At 64.8% G+C, this 21,841-nt stretch carries 19 protein-coding genes; 10 read left to right on the forward strand and 9 right to left on the reverse strand.

Annotation, left to right across the window (positions count from 1 at the left end; translation table 11 throughout):
- Nucleotides 1-134: 134 nt before the first annotated feature.
- Entirely contained in the window at nucleotides 135-695 is a 561-nt protein-coding gene (locus tag QA635_RS02670) for a MarR family winged helix-turn-helix transcriptional regulator (protein WP_425249123.1), read from the reverse strand.
- A 169-nt stretch (nucleotides 696-864) separates the two neighbouring features.
- Between QA635_RS02670 and QA635_RS02675 the strand changes: the two genes are divergently transcribed.
- From QA635_RS02675 to fahA, 5 genes are all read left to right on the forward strand, one after another.
- The gene (locus tag QA635_RS02675; RefSeq protein WP_283066692.1) at nucleotides 865-2,493 is read left to right on the forward strand and encodes an FAD-dependent oxidoreductase; all 1,629 of its coding nucleotides are present in this window, start codon (nucleotides 865-867) and stop codon (nucleotides 2,491-2,493) included.
- 9 nt (nucleotides 2,494-2,502) lie between these two features.
- Nucleotides 2,503-2,730 carry a DUF2783 domain-containing protein gene (locus QA635_RS02680; protein WP_050401747.1) on the forward strand — a complete coding sequence of 76 codons (228 nt, stop codon included), beginning with the start codon at nucleotides 2,503-2,505 and terminating at the stop codon, nucleotides 2,728-2,730.
- Nucleotides 2,731-2,758: 28 nt separating this feature from the next.
- Complete coding sequence (locus tag QA635_RS02685; RefSeq protein ID WP_283066697.1) at nucleotides 2,759-3,712, forward strand: MBL fold metallo-hydrolase; 954 nt, start codon at nucleotides 2,759-2,761, stop codon at nucleotides 3,710-3,712.
- 2 nt (nucleotides 3,713-3,714) lie between these two features.
- A complete protein-coding gene (gene hmgA / locus QA635_RS02690; RefSeq protein ID WP_283066698.1) occupies nucleotides 3,715-5,061 on the forward strand; it encodes a homogentisate 1,2-dioxygenase in 1,347 nt (448 codons plus the stop codon).
- A gap of 107 nt (nucleotides 5,062-5,168) precedes the next feature.
- On the forward strand, nucleotides 5,169-6,440 hold the full coding sequence (gene fahA, locus QA635_RS02695) for a fumarylacetoacetase (RefSeq protein ID WP_283066700.1): 1,272 nt from the start codon (nucleotides 5,169-5,171) through the stop codon (nucleotides 6,438-6,440).
- 237 nt (nucleotides 6,441-6,677) lie between these two features.
- On the opposite strand, the gene QA635_RS02700 is transcribed toward fahA, so the two are convergent.
- Entirely contained in the window at nucleotides 6,678-6,989 is a 312-nt protein-coding gene (locus tag QA635_RS02700; RefSeq protein WP_028335203.1) for a DUF1272 domain-containing protein, read from the reverse strand.
- An 81-nt stretch (nucleotides 6,990-7,070) separates the two neighbouring features.
- Nucleotides 7,071-7,547, reverse strand: coding sequence for an Lrp/AsnC family transcriptional regulator (locus tag QA635_RS02705; RefSeq protein WP_050384067.1), 477 nt, complete (start codon nucleotides 7,545-7,547; stop codon nucleotides 7,071-7,073).
- 123 nt (nucleotides 7,548-7,670) lie between these two features.
- Here QA635_RS02705 and hppD point away from each other — a divergent pair, with 123 nt between their 5' ends.
- A complete protein-coding gene (hppD, locus tag QA635_RS02710; RefSeq protein WP_283066705.1) occupies nucleotides 7,671-8,789 on the forward strand; it encodes a 4-hydroxyphenylpyruvate dioxygenase in 1,119 nt (372 codons plus the stop codon).
- Between the two features lie 184 nt (nucleotides 8,790-8,973).
- On the opposite strand, the gene QA635_RS02715 is transcribed toward hppD, so the two are convergent.
- From QA635_RS02715 to QA635_RS02730, 4 genes are all read right to left on the reverse strand, one after another.
- Nucleotides 8,974-10,086, reverse strand: coding sequence for a CaiB/BaiF CoA transferase family protein (locus tag QA635_RS02715; protein ID WP_283066707.1), 1,113 nt, complete (start codon nucleotides 10,084-10,086; stop codon nucleotides 8,974-8,976).
- 233 nt (nucleotides 10,087-10,319) lie between these two features.
- On the reverse strand, nucleotides 10,320-11,120 hold the full coding sequence (locus tag QA635_RS02720; RefSeq protein ID WP_283066709.1) for an FAD binding domain-containing protein: 801 nt from the start codon (nucleotides 11,118-11,120) through the stop codon (nucleotides 10,320-10,322).
- 13 nt (nucleotides 11,121-11,133) lie between these two features.
- Nucleotides 11,134-13,473, reverse strand: coding sequence for a xanthine dehydrogenase family protein molybdopterin-binding subunit (locus tag QA635_RS02725; protein WP_076834783.1), 2,340 nt, complete (start codon nucleotides 13,471-13,473; stop codon nucleotides 11,134-11,136).
- 90 nt (nucleotides 13,474-13,563) lie between these two features.
- Nucleotides 13,564-14,049: a (2Fe-2S)-binding protein gene (locus QA635_RS02730; protein WP_283066710.1), complete on the reverse strand. Its 486-nt coding sequence runs from the start codon at nucleotides 14,047-14,049 to the stop codon at nucleotides 13,564-13,566.
- Between the two features lie 404 nt (nucleotides 14,050-14,453).
- Between QA635_RS02730 and QA635_RS02735 the strand changes: the two genes are divergently transcribed.
- The 4 genes from QA635_RS02735 (at nucleotide 14,454) to QA635_RS02750 (ending at nucleotide 19,076) form a co-directional block, all read left to right on the forward strand.
- Nucleotides 14,454-16,169 carry a PQQ-dependent dehydrogenase, methanol/ethanol family gene (locus QA635_RS02735; RefSeq protein WP_283066711.1) on the forward strand — a complete coding sequence of 572 codons (1,716 nt, stop codon included), beginning with the start codon at nucleotides 14,454-14,456 and terminating at the stop codon, nucleotides 16,167-16,169.
- Nucleotides 16,170-16,196: 27 nt separating this feature from the next.
- Nucleotides 16,197-17,396 (forward strand): c-type cytochrome, encoded by a 1,200-nt coding sequence (locus QA635_RS02740; protein WP_341850452.1) that lies wholly within the window; start codon nucleotides 16,197-16,199, stop codon nucleotides 17,394-17,396.
- A 135-nt stretch (nucleotides 17,397-17,531) separates the two neighbouring features.
- Nucleotides 17,532-18,212, forward strand: coding sequence for a response regulator (locus QA635_RS02745; RefSeq protein WP_016843264.1), 681 nt, complete (start codon nucleotides 17,532-17,534; stop codon nucleotides 18,210-18,212).
- A gap of 90 nt (nucleotides 18,213-18,302) precedes the next feature.
- Nucleotides 18,303-19,076 (forward strand): LuxR C-terminal-related transcriptional regulator, encoded by a 774-nt coding sequence (locus tag QA635_RS02750; protein ID WP_283066717.1) that lies wholly within the window; start codon nucleotides 18,303-18,305, stop codon nucleotides 19,074-19,076.
- 106 nt (nucleotides 19,077-19,182) lie between these two features.
- Here QA635_RS02750 and QA635_RS02755 read toward each other — a convergent pair whose 3' ends face one another.
- Together QA635_RS02755 and QA635_RS02760 are read right to left on the reverse strand one after the other, a co-directional pair.
- Nucleotides 19,183-20,556 carry an ATP-binding response regulator gene (locus QA635_RS02755; protein WP_283066719.1) on the reverse strand — a complete coding sequence of 458 codons (1,374 nt, stop codon included), beginning with the start codon at nucleotides 20,554-20,556 and terminating at the stop codon, nucleotides 19,183-19,185.
- Nucleotides 20,553-21,725: an FIST N-terminal domain-containing protein gene (locus tag QA635_RS02760; RefSeq protein WP_283066721.1), complete on the reverse strand. Its 1,173-nt coding sequence runs from the start codon at nucleotides 21,723-21,725 to the stop codon at nucleotides 20,553-20,555. The genes QA635_RS02755 and QA635_RS02760 overlap by 4 nt, the downstream gene beginning before the upstream one ends.
- Nucleotides 21,726-21,841 lie beyond the last annotated feature (116 nt).

The raw sequence follows: 21,841 nt of genomic DNA on the forward strand, positions 1-21,841 counted from the left end.
GGACCCAGAACCACAAATGTCCTTTGTTGGGCTCGCTGGAATGACGAGTCCCGTTCACAACGCAGGCCGCGGCGTATGGGTCCTGGCTTTCGCCAGGACGACAGCGGAGCGTGTGTCCAAAGCGGAGCGCGTGTCTAATACGCGTCCTTGGCGTCGGCCTCTTCGCTGGTCTGCACCAGTTCGAGGCTGTTCTCGACCTTGCCGAGCAGGCGGCCGAGGTCGCGGCGTTCCTGTGCGGAGAGGCAGGACAGGATCTCCTGTTCCTTGCGCAGCAGGCGCGGGATCAGCTCCTCGTAGAGCGTCTGGCCCGTTTTGGTCAGTCGCAGGCGGAATTCGCGGCGGTCGTCGGCGTTCTCGACGCGCTCGACGATCTCGCGCTCCATCAGCGCCGACACGGCGCGGCTGATGGTGGATTTATGGGTGCGCGTGCAGTGCGCGATGTATTGCGCGCTGCAGGGATCGCTGCGGAAGCCGAGCGTTGCGAGCACGCGCCACGCCGGAATGTCGAGCCCGTAGCGCGCCTGATATTCGCTCGACAGCGCCGAGGACACCTCGGCCGCCAGCCGGTTCAGGCGGAACGGCATGAAATGGAAGAGATCGAGGCGCTTCTTGGTCGGCTCGATAGTGTCGCGCACCTCCGCTTCCACGGCACTGCGTGGCCGGGCTGGAGGCTGGCTTGCAGAGGTCCGTGCCAAAAATCCCTCCAATTTGAGTTGACGGCAGCCCCGACTGGGGGTTTAAGATAGTTGCAAGTGAGACTAATTTAGCAAGGTCGCGGCCGGCTCGCAAGGTCCCGGTCGCAAGCCGGTCACACAGAACCGCAGCCAGAGGCCGCGGCGCAAGGGAAACATCCAGGGTCACGCAATGGCACACGCCAACACGGCACAGGCCAAAACCCAGTTCGGCTATCGCCGTCACCCCGACCAGGAGCGCTCGGGTGCCAACGTCGCGGAGCATCCCGTCGTCGTGGTCGGCGCCGGGCCGGTGGGACTGTCGCTCGCGATCGATCTCGCGCAGCGCGGCCAGCGCGTGGTGCTGCTCGACGATGCCGACCGGATCGGCGAAGGCTCGCGCGCGATCTGCTTCTCGAAGCGCTCGCTTGAGTTCTGGGATCGCCTCGGCGTCGGCGACCGCATGGTCGAGAAAGGCGTGGTGTGGAGCGTCGGCAAGATCTTCCACGGCGCCTCGCAGCTCTACCAGTTCAATTTGCTGCCCGAGGAAGGCCACAAGCGACCCGCCTTCATCAACCTGCAGCAGTTCTATGCCGAGGCCTATCTGGTCGACCGGGTGGGGCAACTGCCTGAAATCGACCTGCGCTGGCGCAACAAGGTGATCGCGCTGGAGAGCCGCAACGATGGCGTTGCGCTGACCATCGCAACTCCCGACGGCTCCTACCAGGTACACGCGACCTTTGTCGTCGCCTGCGATGGCGCCCGCTCGTCGCTCCGGCAGATGGTCGGTGCCGAGTTCGCAGGCCAGGTGTTCGAGGACCAGTTCCTGATCGCCGACGTCAAGATGACGGCGGCATTTCCGACCGAGCGCTGGTTCTGGTTCGATCCGCCGTTCCATGCCGGACGCTCGGCGCTGCTGCACAAGCAGCCGGACGATATCTGGCGGATCGATCTGCAGCTCAACCCGGATGCCGATCCGGTGGCCGAGAAGCAGCCCGAGAATGTCCGGCCGCGGATCGAGCGCATGCTCGGCCATGACAAGTTCGAGTTCGAATGGATCTCGCTCTACAAGTTCCAGTGTCGCCGGATGGCCAAGTTCATCCACGGCCGGGTGATCTTTGCCGGTGATTCCGCCCACCAGGTCTCGCCGTTCGGCGCGCGCGGCGCCAATTCCGGGCTCGAGGACGCCGAGAATTTGGCGTGGAAGCTCGACCGCGTGCTGCGCCGGCTGTCGCCGGAGGGCTTGCTGGAGAGCTATCACATCGAGCGCAGCGCGGCGGCGGACGAGAATATCCGCGAGTCGACCCGCTCGACCGACTTCATGGCGCCGATGACAAGGCAGGAGGCGCGGCTGCGCCAGGCCGTGCTGTCGCTCGCCAAGGACACCGAGTTCGGCAAGCGCATGGTCAATGGCGGGCGGCTCTCGGTGCCGTCGGTCTACGACACGCCGCTGTCGAGCGGAGATCGCGACGACTGGCGCGGCGGCCCGCGGCCCGGCGCCTCGATGCCGGATGCGCCGGTGACGGAACAGGACGGGGGTTCCACCTATCTGACCGACGTTTTCATCAGGCAGGGAACGCGTTTCACGCTGCTGGAGTTTGGCAATGGCGCTGCGGTCGATGTCCCCGAGGGCGTCGGCAGCATCCGGATCGGCGGCGAGGATGGGCTGGTCGACGCGCAGGGCCTTGCCGGCAAGCGCTACGATGCCGAGCCCGGCACCGCCTATCTGCTGCGGCCGGACGGCTATGTCGCGGCACGTTTCCGCAACGCGGGGCGGCCGGCACTTGAGGCGGCGCTGGCGCGCGCAGCCGGCCTGAACTGAGGAGCAGTCATGGCGCTGTCGACCAGTTCGAATTTCGCAAAGCCCGACGACGCCTTCCGCGCCATCGTCGAGGCCCATCGCGGCCTCACCGAGGCGCAGAGCGCCGATCTCGATGCTGCGCTGGTCCTGGTGCTCGCCAACCATATCGGCGATCTCGACGTGCTGCGCGAGGCGATCGCGCTGGCGAAGCGGCGGATGCTGGACGCCAGCCAGCAGCAACAACAGCAACAACAATAGCATTGAGCAAACGGACAGGATTGAACTGATGGCCAAAGGTTTCGCATCGACCACGGATCTCGCGGAGAAGAAGGTCACCTTCTCCGAGATTGGCACCGATCTCTATGCCTTCACCGCCGAGGGCGATCCCAACACCGCCGTGATCGTCGGCGACGACGGTTGCCTGGTGTTCGACGCGCAGGCGACGCCGGCGATGGCGAACAAGGTGATCGAGCGGGTCAAGACCGTCACCGACAAGCCGATCAAATATGTCGTGCTGTCGCATTATCACGCGGTGCGTGTGCTCGGCGCCTCGGCCTACAAGGCGCAGGGCATCGTCGCCTCGCAGGAGACCTATCGCCTGATCGAGGAGCGCGGCCAGCAGGATTGGGATTCCGAATATGGCCGCTTCCCGCGCCTGTTCCAGGATGCGGCGAGCATTCCCGGCCTGACCTGGCCGACGCTGACCTTCGAAGGCGAGATGTCGATCTATCTCGGCAAGCGCGAGGTGCGGCTGATGCAGCTCGGCGCCGGCCATACCTCGGGCGACATCGTCGCCTGGGTGCCGGATGCCGAGGTAATGTTCTCGGGCGATCTGATCGAATACCACTCGGCCTGCTATTGCGGCGATGCGCATTTGCGCGAATGGCCGACGACCTTGAACGAGATCCGCGCCTTCAACCCGAAGGCGATCGCGCCGGGTCGTGGCGACGCGCTGAAGGGCCTCGCCACCGGGCGCGATGCGATCGCGATGACCCGCGATTTCGTCACCACGCTCTACGGTGCCGCCGAATCATCCGTCGCCAAGGGCCGCAGCCTGAAGGAATCGATGGCGGCAACGCGCGAGGTGATGGATCCGAAGTTCTCGAGCTTTGCGATCTACGAGCACTGCCTGCCGTTCAACGTTTCGCGCGCCTATGACGAGGCGTCGGGGATCGACGATCCCGTGATCTGGACCGACAAGCGCGACCAGGAAATGTGGGCCGCCCTGCAAGGAGGATAGCGATGAACATCAATACCTCGCCTGATCAGATCGTGCGCAGCTCAGGGCAGGTCACCCCGGGCTACATGTCCGGCTTCGGCAACAGTTTTGAGACCGAGGCCTTGCCCGGCGCGCTGCCGATGGGGCGCAATTCGCCGCAGCGCTGCGCCTACGGGCTCTATGCCGAGCAATTGTCCGGCTCGCCGTTCACGGCGCCGCGCGGCACCAATGAGCGCTCCTGGCTCTATCGCATCCGCCCGTCGGTGCGGCACTCCGGCCGCTTCGCCAAGGCAGATAGCGGGCTGTGGCGCACCGCGCCGTGCCACGAATACGACATGCCGATCGCACAGCTGCGCTGGGACCCCGCGCCGATCCCGAAGGAGGACATGACCTTCCTGCAGGGCGTGCAGACCATGACCACGGCGGGCGATGCCAACACCCAGGCCGGCATGGCCGCACACATCTATCTCATCACCAAATCGATGGTCGATCAGCATTTCTACAATGCCGACGGCGAGATGATGTTCGTGCTGCAGCAGGGCAATCTGCGCTTCGTCACCGAGTTCGGCCGGATCGACGCCGAGCCGGGCGAGATCGTGGTGATCCCGCGCGGCGTCAAATTCCGCGTCGAAATTCCCGGCAGCCCGGCGCGCGGCTATCTCTGCGAGAATTACGGCGGCGCGTTCACGCTGCCGGAGCGCGGCCCGATCGGCGCCAACTGCCTCGCCAATTCGCGCGACTTCCTGACGCCGGTCGCGAGCTACGAGGACAAGGACACGCCGACCGAGCTCTACGTGAAATGGGGCGGCTCGCTGTTCAAGACCACGCTGCCGCATTCGCCGATCGACGTGGTCGCCTGGCACGGCAATTACGCGCCCTACAAATACGATCTGCGTACCTTCTCGCCGGTCGGCGCGATCGCCTTCGATCATCCCGATCCCTCGATCTTCACGGTGCTGACCTCGCCGTCGGAGACCGCGGGCACCGCGAATATCGACTTCGTGATCTTCCCGGAGCGCTGGATGGTGGCCGATAACACCTTCCGTCCGCCGTGGTACCACATGAACATCATGTCGGAGTTCATGGGGCTGATCTACGGCGTCTACGACGCCAAGCCGCAGGGCTTTGTGCCCGGCGGCATCAGCCTGCACAATTGCATGTTGCCGCACGGTCCCGACCGCGAAGCCTTCGAGCACGCCAGCAACAGCGAGCTGAAGCCGGTCAAGCTGACCGGCACGATGGCCTTCATGTTCGAGACCCGGTTCCCGCAGCGCGTGACCGAACATGCGGCGAAATCGTCGACGCTGCAGGACGATTACTCGGATTGCTGGAAGGGACTCGAGAAGAAGTTCGACCCGAACAAGCCGTGAATTGTGTCCCTCGTCATCGCCGGGCTTGACCCGGCGATCCATCGCGCTTCGAAAAGATGGATGCCCGGGTCAAGCCCGGGCATGACGGCTTCTTGATTGGAGAGACCATGCCCCACCCCAACGACCCAAAGCTCCGCTCCTTCATCGACGTCGCACCGACCTCCGACTTCCCGATCCAGAACCTGCCTTACGGGGTGTTCTCGTCGAAGGATGGCCTTGCGCCGCGCGTCGGCGTTGCGATCGGCGATTATGTGCTCGACCTCTGGGAGCTCGAGCAGGACTCGCGGCTCGATGTCGGGCCGCTCGGCGTGTTCTCGCAGCCGTCGCTCAACGCCTTCATGGCGCTCGGGCCGAAAGTGTGGTCGGCGACGCGGGTGCGGATCAGCGAGCTGCTCCGCTCGGATCATCCGGAGCTGCGCGACAACAGGGAATTGCGGGCGCGGGCGCTGGTGCCGATGGCCGACGTCAGGCTGCACATGCCGTTTGCGGTTTGGGGCTATACCGATTTCTATTCGTCGAAGGAGCACGCCACCAATGTCGGCGTCATGTTCCGCGGCAAGGACAATGCGCTGCAGCCGAACTGGCTGCATATGCCGATCGGCTACAACGGCCGCGCCTCGACTGTGGTCGTGTCGGGCAGCAAAGTGCGCCGCCCCCGCGGCCAGCTGAAGCCGCCGACCGCTGAGGTGCCGAGCTTCGGCGCGTGCAAGCGGCTCGACTTCGAGCTCGAGATGGGCGTGGTCGTCGGCCAGGCCTCGCCGATGGGCGAGATGCTGACGGAGAAGCAGGCCGAGGAGATGATCTTCGGCTTCGTCATCCTCAACGACTGGAGCGCGCGCGACATCCAGCAGTGGGAGTATGTGCCGCTCGGCCCGTTCCAGGCCAAGGCGTTCGCGACCTCGATCAGCCCGTGGGTGGTGACGCGCGAGGCGCTGGAGCCGTTCCGCATGCAGGGCCCGGCGCAGCAGCCGGAGCCGCTGGCGTACCTCAAGCAGACCCAGCCGAACAATTACGACCTGCAGCTCGACGTCGCGCTGCGCGCCGGTGCGATGAACGAGGCGAAGACGATCTGCAGCACCAACTTCAAATACATGTACTGGTCGTCGGTGCAGCAGCTCGTGCACCATGCCTCGAGCGGCTGCGCGATGAATGTCGGCGATCTCCTGGGCAGCGGCACGATCTCCGGCCCCGAAAGGCACCAGCGCGGCAGTCTCCTGGAAATCAGCTGGAACGGCACCGAGCCGGTCGAACTTGCCAGCGGCGTCACGCGGTCGTTCCTGGAGGACGGCGATTCGCTCGTGATGCGCGGCTGGTGCCAGGGCGACGGCTATCGCGTCGGCTTCGGCGAGGTCGAAGGCACGATCGTCGCGGCGGAGTAGCTCCCCGCGCATTCCGCGGCTTCACCTCCCCTTGAAAAGGGGAGGTCGGTTTGCGCAGCAAACCGGGCGGGGATCTGGTCTCTCGGTAGACGCCAGCGCTCGCGGCTGCCCCCCATCCCACCTTCCCCTTTTCAGGGGGGAAGGAGCCCGACAGCGGGTGAAGCGACGAAGCAATCGATCCAGCCCCGGCATGGAGAGAATGGATTGCTTCGCTGCGCTCGCAATGAAGAGTGAGTCTCACCGCTCCTCGGGTCTGACATCCCTCAAGCGCGCCGTATTCGCGGCGACGTCCTCGAGGCTGTATTTCAGGTGCACCCGCTTGTCCGACGGCGGCTGGTTGACCGTGCAGACACCCGGTCGCCACGGCTTGGCCGGGCGGATCGGCCGCGGCGCAAAACCGCCGCCGCAGTTCGGGCAGACATTGCCGAGCCTGGTCTCGGCGCAATCCGCACAGAACGTGCATTCATAGGAGCAGATCCGCGCGTCGGTTGCGCTGGGTGGCAGGTCCTTGTCGCAATATTCGCAGTTCGGTCGCAGCTGCAGCGCCATGGTTCGTCTCTCTTGCCGTTGCCGGAATGATCGCAAGTCATGCCGCAAAAGCGAATGGCGGATTTCCCTCGATTCGAGCCATCACGCCTGTAGCGACTTCAGCGGCAGCCTGGTGCTCTCCTTCAGGCGGTCGAGCACGATCGAGGAGCGCACATGGGCCACGCTCTGGTGCGGCATCAGCACGTTGTTGACGATGTCGGACAGGCTCTTGAGGTCGCGCAGCATCACCTTGAGCACGTAGTCGGCATCCCCGGTCAGCGCGTAGGCCTCCTGGATATCGTCGACGCGGTTGACCAGCTCGCGAAACCGCTTGGCGTTGTCGGGCGAGTGGGTCGCAAGCGTGATGTGGATGAAGGCGATCAGGCCGAAGCCGAGCGCCTCGCCGGCGAGGTCGGCGTGGTAGCCGGCGATGACCTTCTCCTCCTCCAGCCGCATCCGCCGCCGCGAGCATTGCGAGGCCGACAGCCCGACGAGGTCGGCCAGCTGCTGGTTGGTCAGCCGGCCGTCGTCCTGCAGCGCGGCGAGCATTTTCAGGTCGAAAGCGTCCACTTCAGGCATGCGCAGAATGTCCATTTCATGCACGGATCGTGCGCAATACTAGCAAATCAAGGGTCATTTTGCACGCACGTTGCGCAGCAAGTGACGGAAACTGATCTCCAGACAAAACAGGGAGTTGCCGCCATGGGTCCGTTTCCGCACGATGCGCCGCCGGCCGAAATCAGCACTGAGAACCCGATGGGCACCGACGGCTTCGAGTTCGTCGAATATGCCCATCCGAATCCCGGCGAGCTGCACGCCCTGTTCAAGCTGATGGGCTTCGTCGCGGTCGCCCGCCACCGGACCAAGCAGATCACGGTCTATCGCCAGGGCGACATCAACTATCTCGTCAATGAGGAGCCGGGCAGCCACGGCTTCAACTTCGTTGCCGCGCACGGCCCCTGCGCGCCGTCGATGGCATTCCGTGTGGTCGACGCGAAGCATGCCTATGAGCGCGCGCTCGCGCTCGGCGCGGAGCCGGCGGATGTCGCGTCCGCAGCGAAGACGCTCGATGTGCCCGCGATCAAGGGCATCGGCGGCAGCCTGCTTTATTTCGTCGACCGCTACGGCGCCAAGGGCTCGGCCTATGATGCCGAGTTCGAATGGCTCGGCGCGGCCAACCCGCGCCCCGCAGGCTCGGGCCTGTATTACGTCGATCACCTCACCCATAACGTCCATCGCGGCCGGATGGATGTCTGGACCAGCTTCTATGCAAAACTGTTCAACTTCCGTCAGATCCGTTTCTTCGACATCGAGGGCCGCGCATCCGGCCTGTTCTCCCGTGCGCTGACCAGTCCAGACGGCAAGATCCGGATTCCGATCAACGAGGACGCCGGCGATTCCGGTCAGATCGAGGAATATCTCAACGTCTACCGCGGCGAGGGCATCCAGCACATCGCCTGCGGCGCGCGCGATATCCACGCGACGGTCGAGAGGTTGCGCGCCGACGGCCTGCCGTTCATGCCGTCGCCGCCCGACACCTATTTCGAGCGGATCGACGCCCGGCTGCCCAAGCATGGCGAGGACGTCGCGCGGCTCAGGACCAACGGCATCCTGATCGACGGCGAGGGCGTGGTCGACGGCGGCCAGACCAAGGTGCTGCTGCAGATCTTCTCGGCGAACGCGATCGGGCCGATCTTCTTCGAGTTCATCCAGCGCAAGGGCGACGACGGCTTCGGCGAAGGCAACTTCAAGGCGCTGTTCGAATCGATCGAGGAAGACCAGATCCGCCGCGGCGTGCTGAAGGTCGATCACGCGGCGTAAGGACGCCGTAATGCCACGCTAGCGCACAGCCATAGGTGTCGTCCCTGCGAAAGCAGGGACCCATACCGCGGAATCTATCGCGTGTGCCGGGTAGTAGTCCCGCGGAAAAAGCCGCGCGCCACAACCGCGTTTCGTGGTTATGGTTCCCGGCTCACGCTTCGCTTGGCCGGGACGACAACGAGATTTACTTCGCTGATTTCCAAGCCGCCGTCACGTCGCCAATATTCGCCAGTTCCGGCTCGCGGATCGCCGACGGCGTCCGCGAGAAGCGCGGCGCGGGGGCGGGCTGGGTGACGCCGTGGCGCTCGACGAACACCTGGCGTGCGGCCATGTGCGGATGCTTCGGCGCTTCCTCCATGGTCAGGATCGGCGCGAAGCAGATATCGGTGCCTTCCATGATCTGGCACCAGTCCGCGCGCGACTTGCTCTTGAACACCCGGGTCAGCTTCTCCTTCAGCGCCGGCCAGGCCTTGCGGTCCATCTGCGCGTCGAAGTCGGCGTCGGTCAGGTCGGCATGCTTGCGCAGCAGCGCGTAGAACTGCGGCTCGATCGAGCCGATCGAGATGAAGTTGCCGCAGGAGCATTCGTAGACGCCGTAGAAATGCGCGCCGCCGTCCAGGAAATTCTGGTCGCGGCCGCCGCTCCAGCGGCCCTGCGCGGCCATGTCGTAGAACATCGACATCAGCGAGGCCGCGCCGTCGCACATCGCGGTATCGACCACCTGGCCCTTGCCGGACTTCTGCGCTTCCAGCAGCGCTGCGAGCACGCCGACCACGAGGTAGAGCGCGCCGCCGCCGAAATCGCCGACCAGGTTGAGCGGCGGCACCGGCTTCTCCTTGGTTCCGATCGCGGCCAGCGCGCCTGTGATCGAGATGTAGTTGATGTCATGGCCGGCGGCATTCGCCAGCGGGCCTTCCTGGCCCCAGCCGGTCATGCGGCCATAGACCAGCTTTGGATTGCGCGCGAGCACGACATCCGGGCCGAGGCCGAGGCGCTCCATCACGCCGGGACGAAAGCCCTCGATCAGCGCGTCGGCATGGCCGAGCAGGTCGAGCACTTCAGCAATCGCCGCCTTGTTCTTGAGGTCGAGCTCGATGACCTTGCGGCCGCGGGTTGCGACCGCCTTCAGATTCTTGCCGGCGCCGACCCGATCGAGCGTGATGACCTCGGCGCCCATATCGGCGAGCAGCATGCAGGCGAACGGGCCGGGGCCGATGCCGGCGAATTCGACGATGCGGAAGCCGGCGAGCGGGCCCGAGGTGCGGGCGGCGGTCTGGGAAGCAGGTTTATCGAGCACGTTGTTCTTCCGTTGGTTGCGGGGCGCTAGGCGGCTGAGATGTCACGGCTGGCTTGGTGCCGAACTTCATGCGTTCTCCCAGCCGTCCGTGGGACGGTATTTTTAATTAGCTGATTAGCTAAATTGTCTCGCCTAAAGGCGGATGTGGCAAGCACCTTTTGTCCTGTGCCGCCGGTAAAAACGCGAACGGCGCGCATCGCTGCGCGCCGTTGCAGACTTGTGTTTAGGCGCTATCAGCCCGCGGCGACGACCGCCCGCTGTCCCATCACCTTCACGAGGTTGGCGCGGTAATCCGCCGAGCCGTGGATGTCGGCGAGCAGGCCGCTCGCCGGGATCGTGACGCTGTCGAGCGCCGAGGCCGCCCAGTTCGCCTTCAGCGCCTGCTCGATCGGCGCGACCCGCATGACGCCGCTTTGCGACGCGCCGGTCGCGGCGACGCGGACGTCACCCGACTTGGTCTTGGCGACGAACACGCCGGTCAGAGCGAAGCGCGAGGCCGGGTTCGGAAACTTCGCGTAGCCCGCCTTGGCCGGGACCGGGAACGACACGGCGGTGATGATCTCGCCATCCTCGAGCGCCGTCGTGAACAGGCCCTTGAAGAAATCATCCGCCGCGATCGACCGCTTGTTGGTCTTGACCGTCGCGCCGAGCGCCAGCACCGCCGCCGGATAATCCGCCGCCGGGTCGTTGTTGGCGAGCGAGCCGCCGATCGTGCCGCGATAGCGCACGGCAGGATCGCCGATCATCGACGCCAGATTGGCGAGCGCCGGGATCGCCTTCTGCACCGCATCGCTTTGCGCCACATCGTAATGCGGCGTCGCGGCCTTGATGGTGACGGTGTCGCCCGACACCTCGATGCCGATCATCTCCTGCACCTTGGAGAGGTCGATCACGTCGGAAGGCGCGGCAAGACGCTGCTTCATCACCGGAAGCAGGGTTTGTCCGCCGGCGAGGAATTTTGATTCCGCGCCTTTGGCGAAGGTTGCGGCGGCGTCAGCGACCGAGGAAGCGCGGTGATAATTTGTCTCGTACATGGCTCTTCCTCCCTCAACCGTGAATGGCGTGCCAGACGCGATCGGGCGTCGCCGGCATTTCCAGCTTGTTGTTGCCGATCGCGTCCGTGATCGCGTTGATCACGGCAGCCGAGGCGCCGATCGCGCCGGCTTCGCCGCAGCCCTTGACGCCGAGCGGGTTGCCCGGACACAGCGTCGTGGTGTGGGAGAGCTGGAACGAGGGCAGATCGTCGGCGCGCGGCATGGTGTAGTCCATGAAGGACGCGGTCATGAGCTGACCGGTGCCGTCATAGACCACGCCTTCGAGCAGTGCTTGGCCGATGCCCTGCGCAAGGCCGCCGTGGACCTGGCCTTCGACGATCATCGGGTTGATCAGCCGGCCGAAGTCGTCGGCCGCCACGAAGTTGACGAAGGAGGTCTTGCCGGTGCCCGGATCGACCTCGAGCTCGCAGATATAGGCGCCGGCCGGGAAGGTGAAGTTGGTCGGGTCGTAGAACGCCGTCTCCTTCAGGCCGGGCTCCATGCCATCGGGCAAATTATGCGCGGTGTAGGCGGCGAGCGCGACCATCGGCAAAGCGATCGACTTGTCGGTGCCGGTGACCTTGAACTCGCCGTTCTCGATCACGATGTCGCTCTCGGACGCCTCGAGCGCATGCGCCGCGATCTTCTTGGCCTTGGCCTCGACCTTCTCCATCGCCTTCACGATCGCCGTGCCGCCGACCGCGAGCGAGCGCGAGCCGTAGGTGCCCATGCCGAACTGCACCTTGTCGGTGTCGCCATGGACGATCGAGACCTGGCTGATCGGCACGCCGAGCCGCTCTGCGATGATCTGGCAGAACGTCGTTTCGTGGCCCTGGCCGTGGCTGTGCGAACCGGTGAGCACCTCGATGGTGCCGACCGGGTTGACGCGGATCTCAGCCGACTCCCACAGGCCGACGCCGGCGCCGAGACTGCCGACCGCCTTCGACGGCGCGATGCCGCAGGCCTCGATGTAGCAGGAGATGCCGATGCCGCGCAGCTTGCCGTCGGCTTTCGCCTTGGCCTTGCGGGCCGGGAAGCCGGCATAGTCGATCGCCTTCATCGCAGCATCGATCGAGGCGTGGAAGTCGCCGATATCATACGCCATGATTACAGGCGTCTGATACGGGAACTGGGTGATGAAGTTCTTCTTGCGCAGCTCGGTCGGATCGACCTTCAACTGCCGCGCCGCCGTCTCCATCATGCGCTCGATCAGAAAACTGGCCTCGGGGCGGCCGGCGCCGCGGTAGGCGTCGACCGGCGTGGTGTTGGTGTAGACGCCGATCACCTCGGCATAGATCGCCGGAATCACGTACTGGCCCGACAGCAGCGTCGCGTAGAGATAGGTCGGGACGGCCGAGGAGAACAGCGACATATAGGCGCCGAAATTGGCGTGGGTCTTCACCCGCAGGCCAAGGATCTTGTTGTCTTTGTCGAACGCCAACTCCGCCTTCGAGACATGGTCGCGGCCATGCGCGTCGGTGAGGAAGGCTTCCGAGCGGTCGCCGGTCCACTTCACCGGGCGGCCCACCTTCTTCGAGGCCCACAGCGCCACCATCTCTTCGGGATAGATGTAGATCTTGGAGCCGAAGCCGCCGCCGACGTCGGGCGCGATCACGCGCAGCTTGTGCTCGGGCGCGATGTTGTAGAACGCCGACAGCACGAGGCGGGCGACGTGCGGGTTCTGCGACGTCGTGTAGAGCGTGTAGTGCTCTTCGGCCTGGTCGTAATGCGCGATCGCCGCGCGCGGCTCCATCGCGTTCGGCACCAGGCGGTTATTGGTGAGGTCGAGCGTCACCACATTGGCCGCTTTGCTGAAGGCATCCTTGACCGCGGCTTCGTCGCCGAGATGCCAGTCATACACGATGTTGCCGGGAGCTTCGGGATGAAGCTGCGCGGCGCCCGGCTTGATCGCGGCCTTGATGTCAGGCACCGCGGGAAGTTCTTCGTAATCGACGACGACCGCTTCGGCGGCGTCCCTGGCCTGGTTCTTGGTCTCGGCGATCACGACCGCGACGGCCTGCCCGACAAAGCGCACGGTCTCCGGCGCCATCGCCGGCCACGCGCCCATTTTCATCGGTGAGCCGTCCTTCGAGGTGATGGCCCAGCCGCAGATCAAATTGCCGACCTTGTCGTCGACGATCTGCTGTCCGGTCAGCACCGCGATCACGCCGGGCATCTTCATGGCCTCGGCTGAATCGATGCCCTTGACCTTGGCATGCGCATGCGGGCTGCGGATGAAGTGAGCGTAGCTCATGCCGACCATTTTGACGTCGTCGACGTAACGTCCTTGTCCGGTGATGAACCGGCGATCTTCCTTGCGCACGACACGTGCGCCAATTCCTTCAACACCCATTGTCTAGTCCTCCCGACCGGAGATTCGATTTGCCGCCGTTTCCATCGAGACCGGCGGTGGTGAGCTTGATCGTGTGCGGTGCGTGGCGCGCTATTCCGCGGCCTGCGCAACCTTCATGCGGCCTGCTGCGTCGAGCACCGCCTTGACGATGTTGTGGTAGCCGGTGCAGCGGCAGATGTTGCCTTCGAGCTCGTGGCGAACCGCTTCCTCGTCGAGCTTGCCACCATGGCGGTGCACGATGTCGACAGCGGACATGATCATGCCGGGGGTGCAATAGCCGCACTGCAGGCCGTGATTGTCGCGGAACGCCGCCTGCATCGGGTGCAGCTCGTCGCCCTTGGCGAGGCCTTCGATCGTGGTGACGCTGCAGCCCGCGGCCTGGCCGGCCAGCATGGTGCAGGATTTGACCGCCCGTCCGTCGACATGGACGACGCAAGCGCCGCATTGGCTGGTATCGCAGCCGACATGGGTGCCGGTGAGGTTCAGGTTTTCGCGCAAGAGGTGCACGAGGAGGGTTCGGTCCTCAACGTCGACCGAGACCGCCTTGCCGTTTACCGTCAGTTTGACTGTAGACACGCGTTTCTCCCAATAGCTTCGTTATGGGCCCAGTAGACCACGCTTCATGTGGGTCGTAACCGCGATCAAAGTCGTAGTCGCGGCCCTGTCATGAAGGCGCCGGGCAGTGCCTGCGATCCTAGCAGGCGGCCGTTCAATGGGCAATTTGCAAGCAGCCGGTGGCGTGCTCCGGCGCGACGAAATTGCCCGGCAGCGCAAGCGGTTTTCGGCAAACTGACGGTGCTCGCCGCACGCCAAAATCGTCGCCGCGATCGCTACTACCTTCCGCCTATAACGACACAAAAGCGTTGCTGTCATTTTCATCGCCGACGCAGCGACGGAAGATCGCTGGTTCACGAAATTGGGTCGAGAGACGCGCGCGCGATGCACCCATCGCGGCAACGAAACCATATTGGAGGAAGCCAATGAAGCTGAGGAGCGGGATTTTCTTTGCCGGCGTGTCGCTGGTCGCCATAGTGCTGGCAGGCATTGGTGCGTCGAAAGCCAATGATTCCGTCGTGAAGGCGGCGTCTGATCCGAACGGATGGGCAATCGCCGGCCACGATTACGGCAATACGCGCTTCAGCCCGTTGAAGCAGATCAACTCCGAGAATGCCGGAAAGCTGCAGCTGGTCTACTCGCTGTCGCTGGCTTCGCTCCGATCCAACGAGTCCTCGCCGGTGGTGATCGGCAAGAATCTGTATGTGTCGACCTCGTGGGGCCCGAAATACGTCTATGCGATCGATGCCGCGACCGGCGCGCGCAAATGGACCTGGCAGCCCGATATTCCGGATGACGTGCTCCAATACGCCTGCTGCGACGTCAACAATCGCGGCGTGTCCTATGCCGACGGCAAGATCTTCGTCGGCCGGCTCGACGGCAAGCTGACCGCGCTCGACGCCGAGACCGGCAAGGAGCTCTGGACCTCGACGGTCGTCGACTACAAGCAGGGCTCGGTCATCACCTCGCCGCCGCTCGTCGTCCGCGACAAGGTCATCACCGGCTTCGGCGGCGGCGAATATGGCGTCCGCGGCGCCTTGCAGGCGTTCTCGCTCAAGGACGGCAAGCTGCTCTGGCAGACCTACACGGTACCGGCGCCGGGCGAGCCCGGCAGCGAGACCTGGAAGGGCGATACCGGGCTGCATGGCGGCGGCGCCGCCTGGCTGGTCGGCTCCTACGACGCCAAGTCGGACACGGTCTACTGGGGTACCAGCAATCCGGGGCCGTGGAATACCGCGGTGCGTTCCACCGGCGACGGCAATTTCGGCAAGCTGACCAACCTTTACACGGCCTCGACGCTGGCGATCGATCCCAACACCGGCAAGATCAAGTGGCACATTCAGGGCACGCCGGCCGACGCCTGGGACTATGACGGCGTCAACGAGCTGCTGCTCGCCGACCTCAAGATCAAGGGCACCGAGACGCCCGTGCTGATGAAGGCGGACCGCAACGGCTTCTTCTTCGTGGCCAACCGCGAGACCGGCAAGATGATCTCCGCGGAGAAATACGTCTTCGCCAACTGGGCCAAGAAGTGGGACATCAACACGATGCGGGCGGAAGAGGATCCGGACAAGCGTCCGGGCCCGGGCCATCCCGCCAAGGACATCTGCCCGAACCTGATCGGCGGCAAGAACTGGCAGCCGATGTCGTTCAACCCGCAGACCGGCCTCGTCTACATCCCGAGCAACAATGTCTGCATGGACTGGTCGGTCTCTGACGTGAACTACAAGCGCGGCGTGTTCTATCTCGGCGCCGAATTCCCGACCAAGCCGGGCCCCGGGGGCTTCCTCGGCGAGCTCGTGGCCTGGGATCCGATCGCCAACAAGAAGGTGTGGAGCATCAAGGAAGACCTGCCCTTCAACGGCGGCACGCTGACGACCGGCGGCAATTTGGTGTTCTCGGGCAATCTGCATGGCGACTTCCGCGCCATCGATGCCAAGAACGGCAAGGTGCTGTGGAGCAAGAACCTCGGCAGCGGCATCGGTGCAGGTCCCGTGACCTATTCGGTCGACGGCAAGCAGTATGTCGCGATCGTGGTCGGACGCACCGCGGCGCTGCCGGCCTTCCTCGGTGACATCGGCAAGAAGATGGTCGCCGCGGCGCCCGAAGGCGGCTCGCTGTTCGTGTTCGCCCTGCAGTAAACGATCGTCAAGGAGGCAGCATTGTCCGTGTCTTGCATCGCCCGAAACGAACTGCGCACCCCCTCGCGCAACACGCGGTTGGAACATGCAATCCGGACCGTGCTGCTCTCCGCCCTGCTTATGGTGCCGGCCCTGGCGGCCGGCGCCGACGAGACGAAACCGCCGCTGCGGCTCTGCGCCGACCCCACCAACCTGCCGTTCTCGAGCGACGACCCGGGCAAGCCCGGCCTCTATCTCGAGATCGGCCAGGCGGTGGCGCAGAAGCTCGGCCGCACGGTGAGCACCAATTGGTACAAGTCCTATTTCGGCAAGCGCACGGTGCGGGAGACGTTGCTCAGCAAACAGTGCGACGCCATGGTCGGCCTGCCTTTGATCGACGATTTCATGGGGCCGGCGGTGATCTTCTCGAAGCCGATCGCCCATGAAGGCTACGCGCTGGTCGGCAGCAAGGACCGCAAGCTTGCCGGCATCGACGACCTCAGGGGATTGCGGGTTGCGGTGCAGTATCAATCGACGCCGCAGAACCTGCTCGCGCTGCGCGACGACGTCCAGAAGGTGACCGTGCTCAGCCCGGAGGAGGGCATGGCGGCGCTCGAACAGGGCAAGGTCGACATCGCCTTCATCTGGGCGCCGGTGGCGGGTTGGCTCAACAAGACCAGCTACGGCGACAAATATCAGATCGTGTCGACCGAGGGCGACGGCCTGCTCTGGGCGACTGCGATCGGTTTCGCCAAGGCGTCCGGCGCGCTGCGCGATGAGGTCGACGGCGTGCTGCCGGCGCTGCAGCCGGAGATTTCAGCCCTGTTTGCCAAATATGGCGTGCCGAACGGCGCCCCGGTGAAGTTCGGCGAGGCCGACCGCGCCACGACGTCGTCCGTCGGCGCCAGCGAGCCCGTCACGGTCGGGCAGGCCGCGGCCGAGAAACCGGTTCAGACCGCCGCGACCGCCGGCGATGCCAAAGGGGATGCCACCGCCGGGCGGGAGGTCTTTAACGGAACCTGCGCGCATTGCCACGGCCCGGACGCGGTGCAAGCCGAGCGAAAGATCGATCTCAGGCTGCTCAAGAAGCGCTATGCTGACGACATGGAATCGACATTCTGGAAGACGGTCCATGACGGGCGGCCGGCCAAGGGCATGCCGGCCTGGAAGGACGTCTTCAGCGACGACGAGCTCAGAAACGTATATGTCTATCTGCAGAGCGTGCAGGATACCGGCGGATCGAACTAGAAGCTGCGGTTCGCAAGAGGAGCGTTTTCGAGCGAAGTGGATACCGGTTCGCGTGAAGAAAACGCGTCAGAACATGAATCGAGAGCCCCGTTCCGACCCAATCGGAACGGAGGCTTGAGCAGTGCGAGGGTCCTCATGATGGGGTTCCTGATCATCGACGATCACCCCCTGTTCGGGGAGGCGCTTGGCAACGCCATCCGCATCTCGCATCCCGATGCCCGGATCTATGAGGCCACCTCGATCAAGGGGGCGCTTGGCATCCTCGCCAGTGAGCCGAACATCGACCTGGCGCTGCTCGATCTGCTGCTGCCCGACGTGGTCGGCTTCTCCGGCTTCCAGAAGATCAGGGATCGCTATCCGCGGCTGCCGATCGCCATCGTCTCGAGCGAGGAGGACAAGCACACCATCCGCGAGGCGCTCGAAATGGGCGCGGTCGGCTATCTGCCGAAGTCGACCTCGCTCGGCGAGCTCTCGCAGGCGATCGCGCGCGTGCTGAGCGGGTCGGTCTCGGCGCCGCGGGATTTCGTCGCGGTCGGTGCGCTGGAACAGTCCGAGACGGCGCGGACGCTGCGCGAACGCATTCAGAAGCTGACGCCGCAGCAGATCCGCGTGCTCCATCTGATCATCCGCGGCCTGCAGAACCGCGAGATCGCCGCCGAGCTCAAGCTCGCGGAATCCACCGTGAAGGCGCATGTCACCGAGATCCTGCGCAAGCTGAAGCTGTTCAGCCGCAACAAGGCGATCATCGAGCTAGGCAAGATTCCGCTTCCGGTCCCGGAGGCCTGCTCGGGCGCAAAGGCCGAAAAGGCGCCCTAGCCGTGCTGCACTGCGAGGCGGGCGCATTGGAAATCCTGCCTATAGGCTGCCACCCGGCTTTGCGATAACGTCGTGCGCACAATGGCTGTCATGAGCGAGCATCCGAGGGAGGACGGCGCAGCATTGACCACGACCGCGCCCCTGGCGGACAAGCCGCCGCTCGGCAAGGCGGGTGCGCCTCGACTGCTGATCGTCGAGGATCACCCGCTGTTCCGTGCCGCCCTGATCGGCGTGATCGGGGCCGAGTTTCCCGATGCCGAGGTGCTGCAGGCGACGTCGATCGACGGTGCGCTGGATGTGATCGCGGCGCGCGACGGCCTCGATTTGATCCTGCTCGATCTGTCGATGCCCGGCACCACGGGCCTGCTCGGCGCCTACCGGGTGCGTGCCGCCGCGCCGCGCAGCGCGCTTGTGATCGTGTCGGCGCATGACGATCCCCGGATCGTCGGCGGCGCGATCTCGCTCGGGATTTCCGGCTACATCCCGAAGTCGACGCCGAAGCTCGAGCTGGCGCGGCTGTTGCGCGGCATTCTCGAAGGCGCGGTGTGCCTGCCGCCGCGCTTTCGCGATACCGCCGCCGCGCGGAAGGCCCAGGCCGAGGCGCGCGAGCTGGTGCAGCAGCTCGGCCAGTTCACCGCGCAGCAGCTTCGCGTGCTCGACATGATCTGCCGCGGCCTGCAGAACAAGCACATCGCCTATGAGCTCGATATCTCGGTCACCACCGTGAAGGTGCATGTCTCGGAGATCCTGCGCAAGCTCGGCGTGCGCAGCCGGACCGAAGCCATCATCGCGCTGTCGAAGCTGGACTTCGGCAAGCACGACCACGCGCCGGTGACGGCCTCGCCGTCGTCGCATGGCGCCTAGAGCCTTTCCCGTTTCGATGGAATCACAACGGGAAAGGCTCTAGGTTTTTGTCTTGACGCGTTTTCTTCACGCGAACCGGTATCCACTTCGCTCGAAAACGCTCTGCTCATAACCGCGCGCTCGACTGCTCCGCCGCCAGCAGGAACGACAGCAGCGAGCGCATCTCGGCGGGCTTGATCGGCTTCTTCAACAGCTCATGGCCGAAGGCCGATACGTCGGAGGCGGCCTTGGCCGAGTAGTCGGCGGTCACGATGATCGCCGGCACCTTGGCGTTGATCGCGCCGCGGATGACATCGACGGCCTGAATTCCGGTCTCGCCATTGTCGAGATGCAGATCGGCGATGATGGCGTCGGGAATGCCGTCGAGCGCGTGGATGCGCTCGAGCGCCTCGGTCTTGGAGATCGTCACCGCAACGTCGCAGCCCCATTTCTCCAGCAGATGGGCGAGCCCCTCGGCGCTCGAGAGGTCGTTCTCGATCAGCAGGATCTTGGCGCCCTCCATGCCGCCATAGCGATAGTCGACGCTGGCCTGTTCGCGCACCGGGATCGCAACCGGATCCAGCGTGCGAGGCACGGTGACCGAGAACACCGAGCCCTTGCCGGCGCGCGAGCTCAGCCTGATGTCATGGCCGAGCAGGTCGGCAAACCGGCGCACGATCGAGAGACCAAGCCCGATGCCGGCCTTGTCGCCGGCGCTGGTCTCGCCGCGCTGAAACTCGACGAAGATGGCTTCGCGCTGCGCTTCCGGAATGCCCGGCCCGGTGTCGTGCACCTCGATGCAGATGTCATCGCCCCTGGCCCGGCATCCCATCAGCACGCTGCCGCGCTGGGTGTAGCGCAGCGCATTGGCGACGAGGTTTTGCAGGATCCGCCGCAGCATCAGCGGATCGGAGCGAACCACCGCGGACGACGGCATGATCCGGAAACCGAGATTGCGCTTGGCGGCGGTCGCGACAAATTCCTGCTCAAGCGGCTCGAACAGCGAGGCGATCGCGACCGGTCCGAATTCCGGCCTGAGCACGCCCGCATCGAGCTTGGAGATGTCGAGCAGCGTCCGCAGCATGTCTTCGAGCGTCGCCAGCGAACGGTCGATCTGATCGGTCAGCGCGACGCTCTTGGACTCGGTTGCCATCTCGGTCAGCGCGGACAGCGTCAGCCGCGCCGCATTCAGCGGCTGCAACAGATCGTGCGTGACCGAGACCAGCACGGATGATTTCAGCGAGCTCGCCGCCTCCGCCTGCTGCTTGGCCTGCAGCAGGCGACCATTGGTTTTCTCGAGCGATTGCAGCGCCTGCTTGAGCTGCTGGGTGCGGTCGCGCACCTGCTGATCCAGCGCGATCGCGGTCTCGAACAGCGAGAAGGCGTTGAGCTGCTGATCGGTCGATCGCTCGACGCGCGACATCAGCGCCGCGTTGATCTTGCGCAGCTTCTCGGCCTCGCGTTCGAGCGCCGCAATTTGCGTGGTCTTGGTATCCGTCATTGCGGCGCGAGTGCCCGCTTGCCGATGGCGATGCCGGTCAGCGTCTGGTTGACGTGCATGGAGCGATACTGCTCGCCATAGGTCTGAAAGCCAATCACTTTGTTGCGGCGATAGAGCTCCGACATCTCCCGCGACAGCTGGCGCTGCTCGACGTCGAGCCGGCGCAGCACGCATTCGAAGCCGATGAACATCGAGACCTCGCCGAGATCCTCGGTCAGCTCCTTGAGCAGGCGGCTCGTCACGTCGATCGGGTCGCGCTCGCGCGCCACCGTCAGCACCATGCCCTCGTCGATGGCGCAGAAGAATTGCAGCGATCCGTCCGGGTTGGTGCGCTGGATCGACCGCGCGTAATAGGCGCCGCCGACGCGAACCAGCACGGGATGCGCGGCGAACGAGAACAATTCGAGCTTGCTGTCGCTGAGGCCGACGGCGCGGGAATATTCCAGCGCGGCCGGCTCGGCATTCAATTCCTTGACGATGCGATGCTCGATGTCGGCTTCGGTCACCACCATCTTGGTCGAGGTCGGTTCGAAGTGATCGCACTTGAACAGGCGGAACGGCAGCCGGGTCCGGATCAGGATCAGGACGGCGGCATCGGTAAAGGCCTCGCCGCCATGGAAGACCCACGATTTCTCGAAGCGCAGGCCGTCGCCGGCGGAGCCGCCGACCACCGGGATGTCGCCGAGCGACGCATAGATCGCCGACATGATGGTCTCCTCACGCTGGCACATGCCGTCGATGAAGAGCAGCCCGAAGGAATCATGGGTGTGATCGCAATGCTCGGTGCGTTGCGCGAATTCGTTCTGCAATTCGGTGCAGATCGAGCGGCCGTGATCGACCCGAAATGTCGAAAGGTCGAACAGCGGCCGGGCCGCGATGATGAAATCGGCCGCGTTGAAGCCCATCGCGACGACGCTGTCCTCGTCCCAACCGCCGGGCGACAATTCGCCGGCCGTGGTGCAGCCGAAGATCGGTACGTCGGGCATGCGGCTGGACAGTTCGGCAATGAATGTCTGCGGCTCGTAGACCGGCGACACGAACACCACGAGCATCGCGAGATCAGCCGTCGCCAATTGGCGCGCGATCTCGTCGGCTGCTTCCCGCGGCCCGTCGGTCTTTGCCTGCACCACGACAATACTGTCGGCGGCGCTACCGTTCTGCTTCGCCAAAGGCGCTCTCCCTGACCAGAATTTTTTGCTTTTCTTGGCGCGGCCGATTGAACCCGCGCGGGTCGTGAGGGCATCCGGACCATGCCGCGATGGCTGGCGTTCCGGCTTGCCCGTGA

Source organism: Bradyrhizobium brasilense, from assembly GCF_029714345.1.
In the GTDB taxonomy this organism is placed as follows: domain Bacteria; phylum Pseudomonadota; class Alphaproteobacteria; order Rhizobiales; family Xanthobacteraceae; genus Bradyrhizobium; species Bradyrhizobium australafricanum.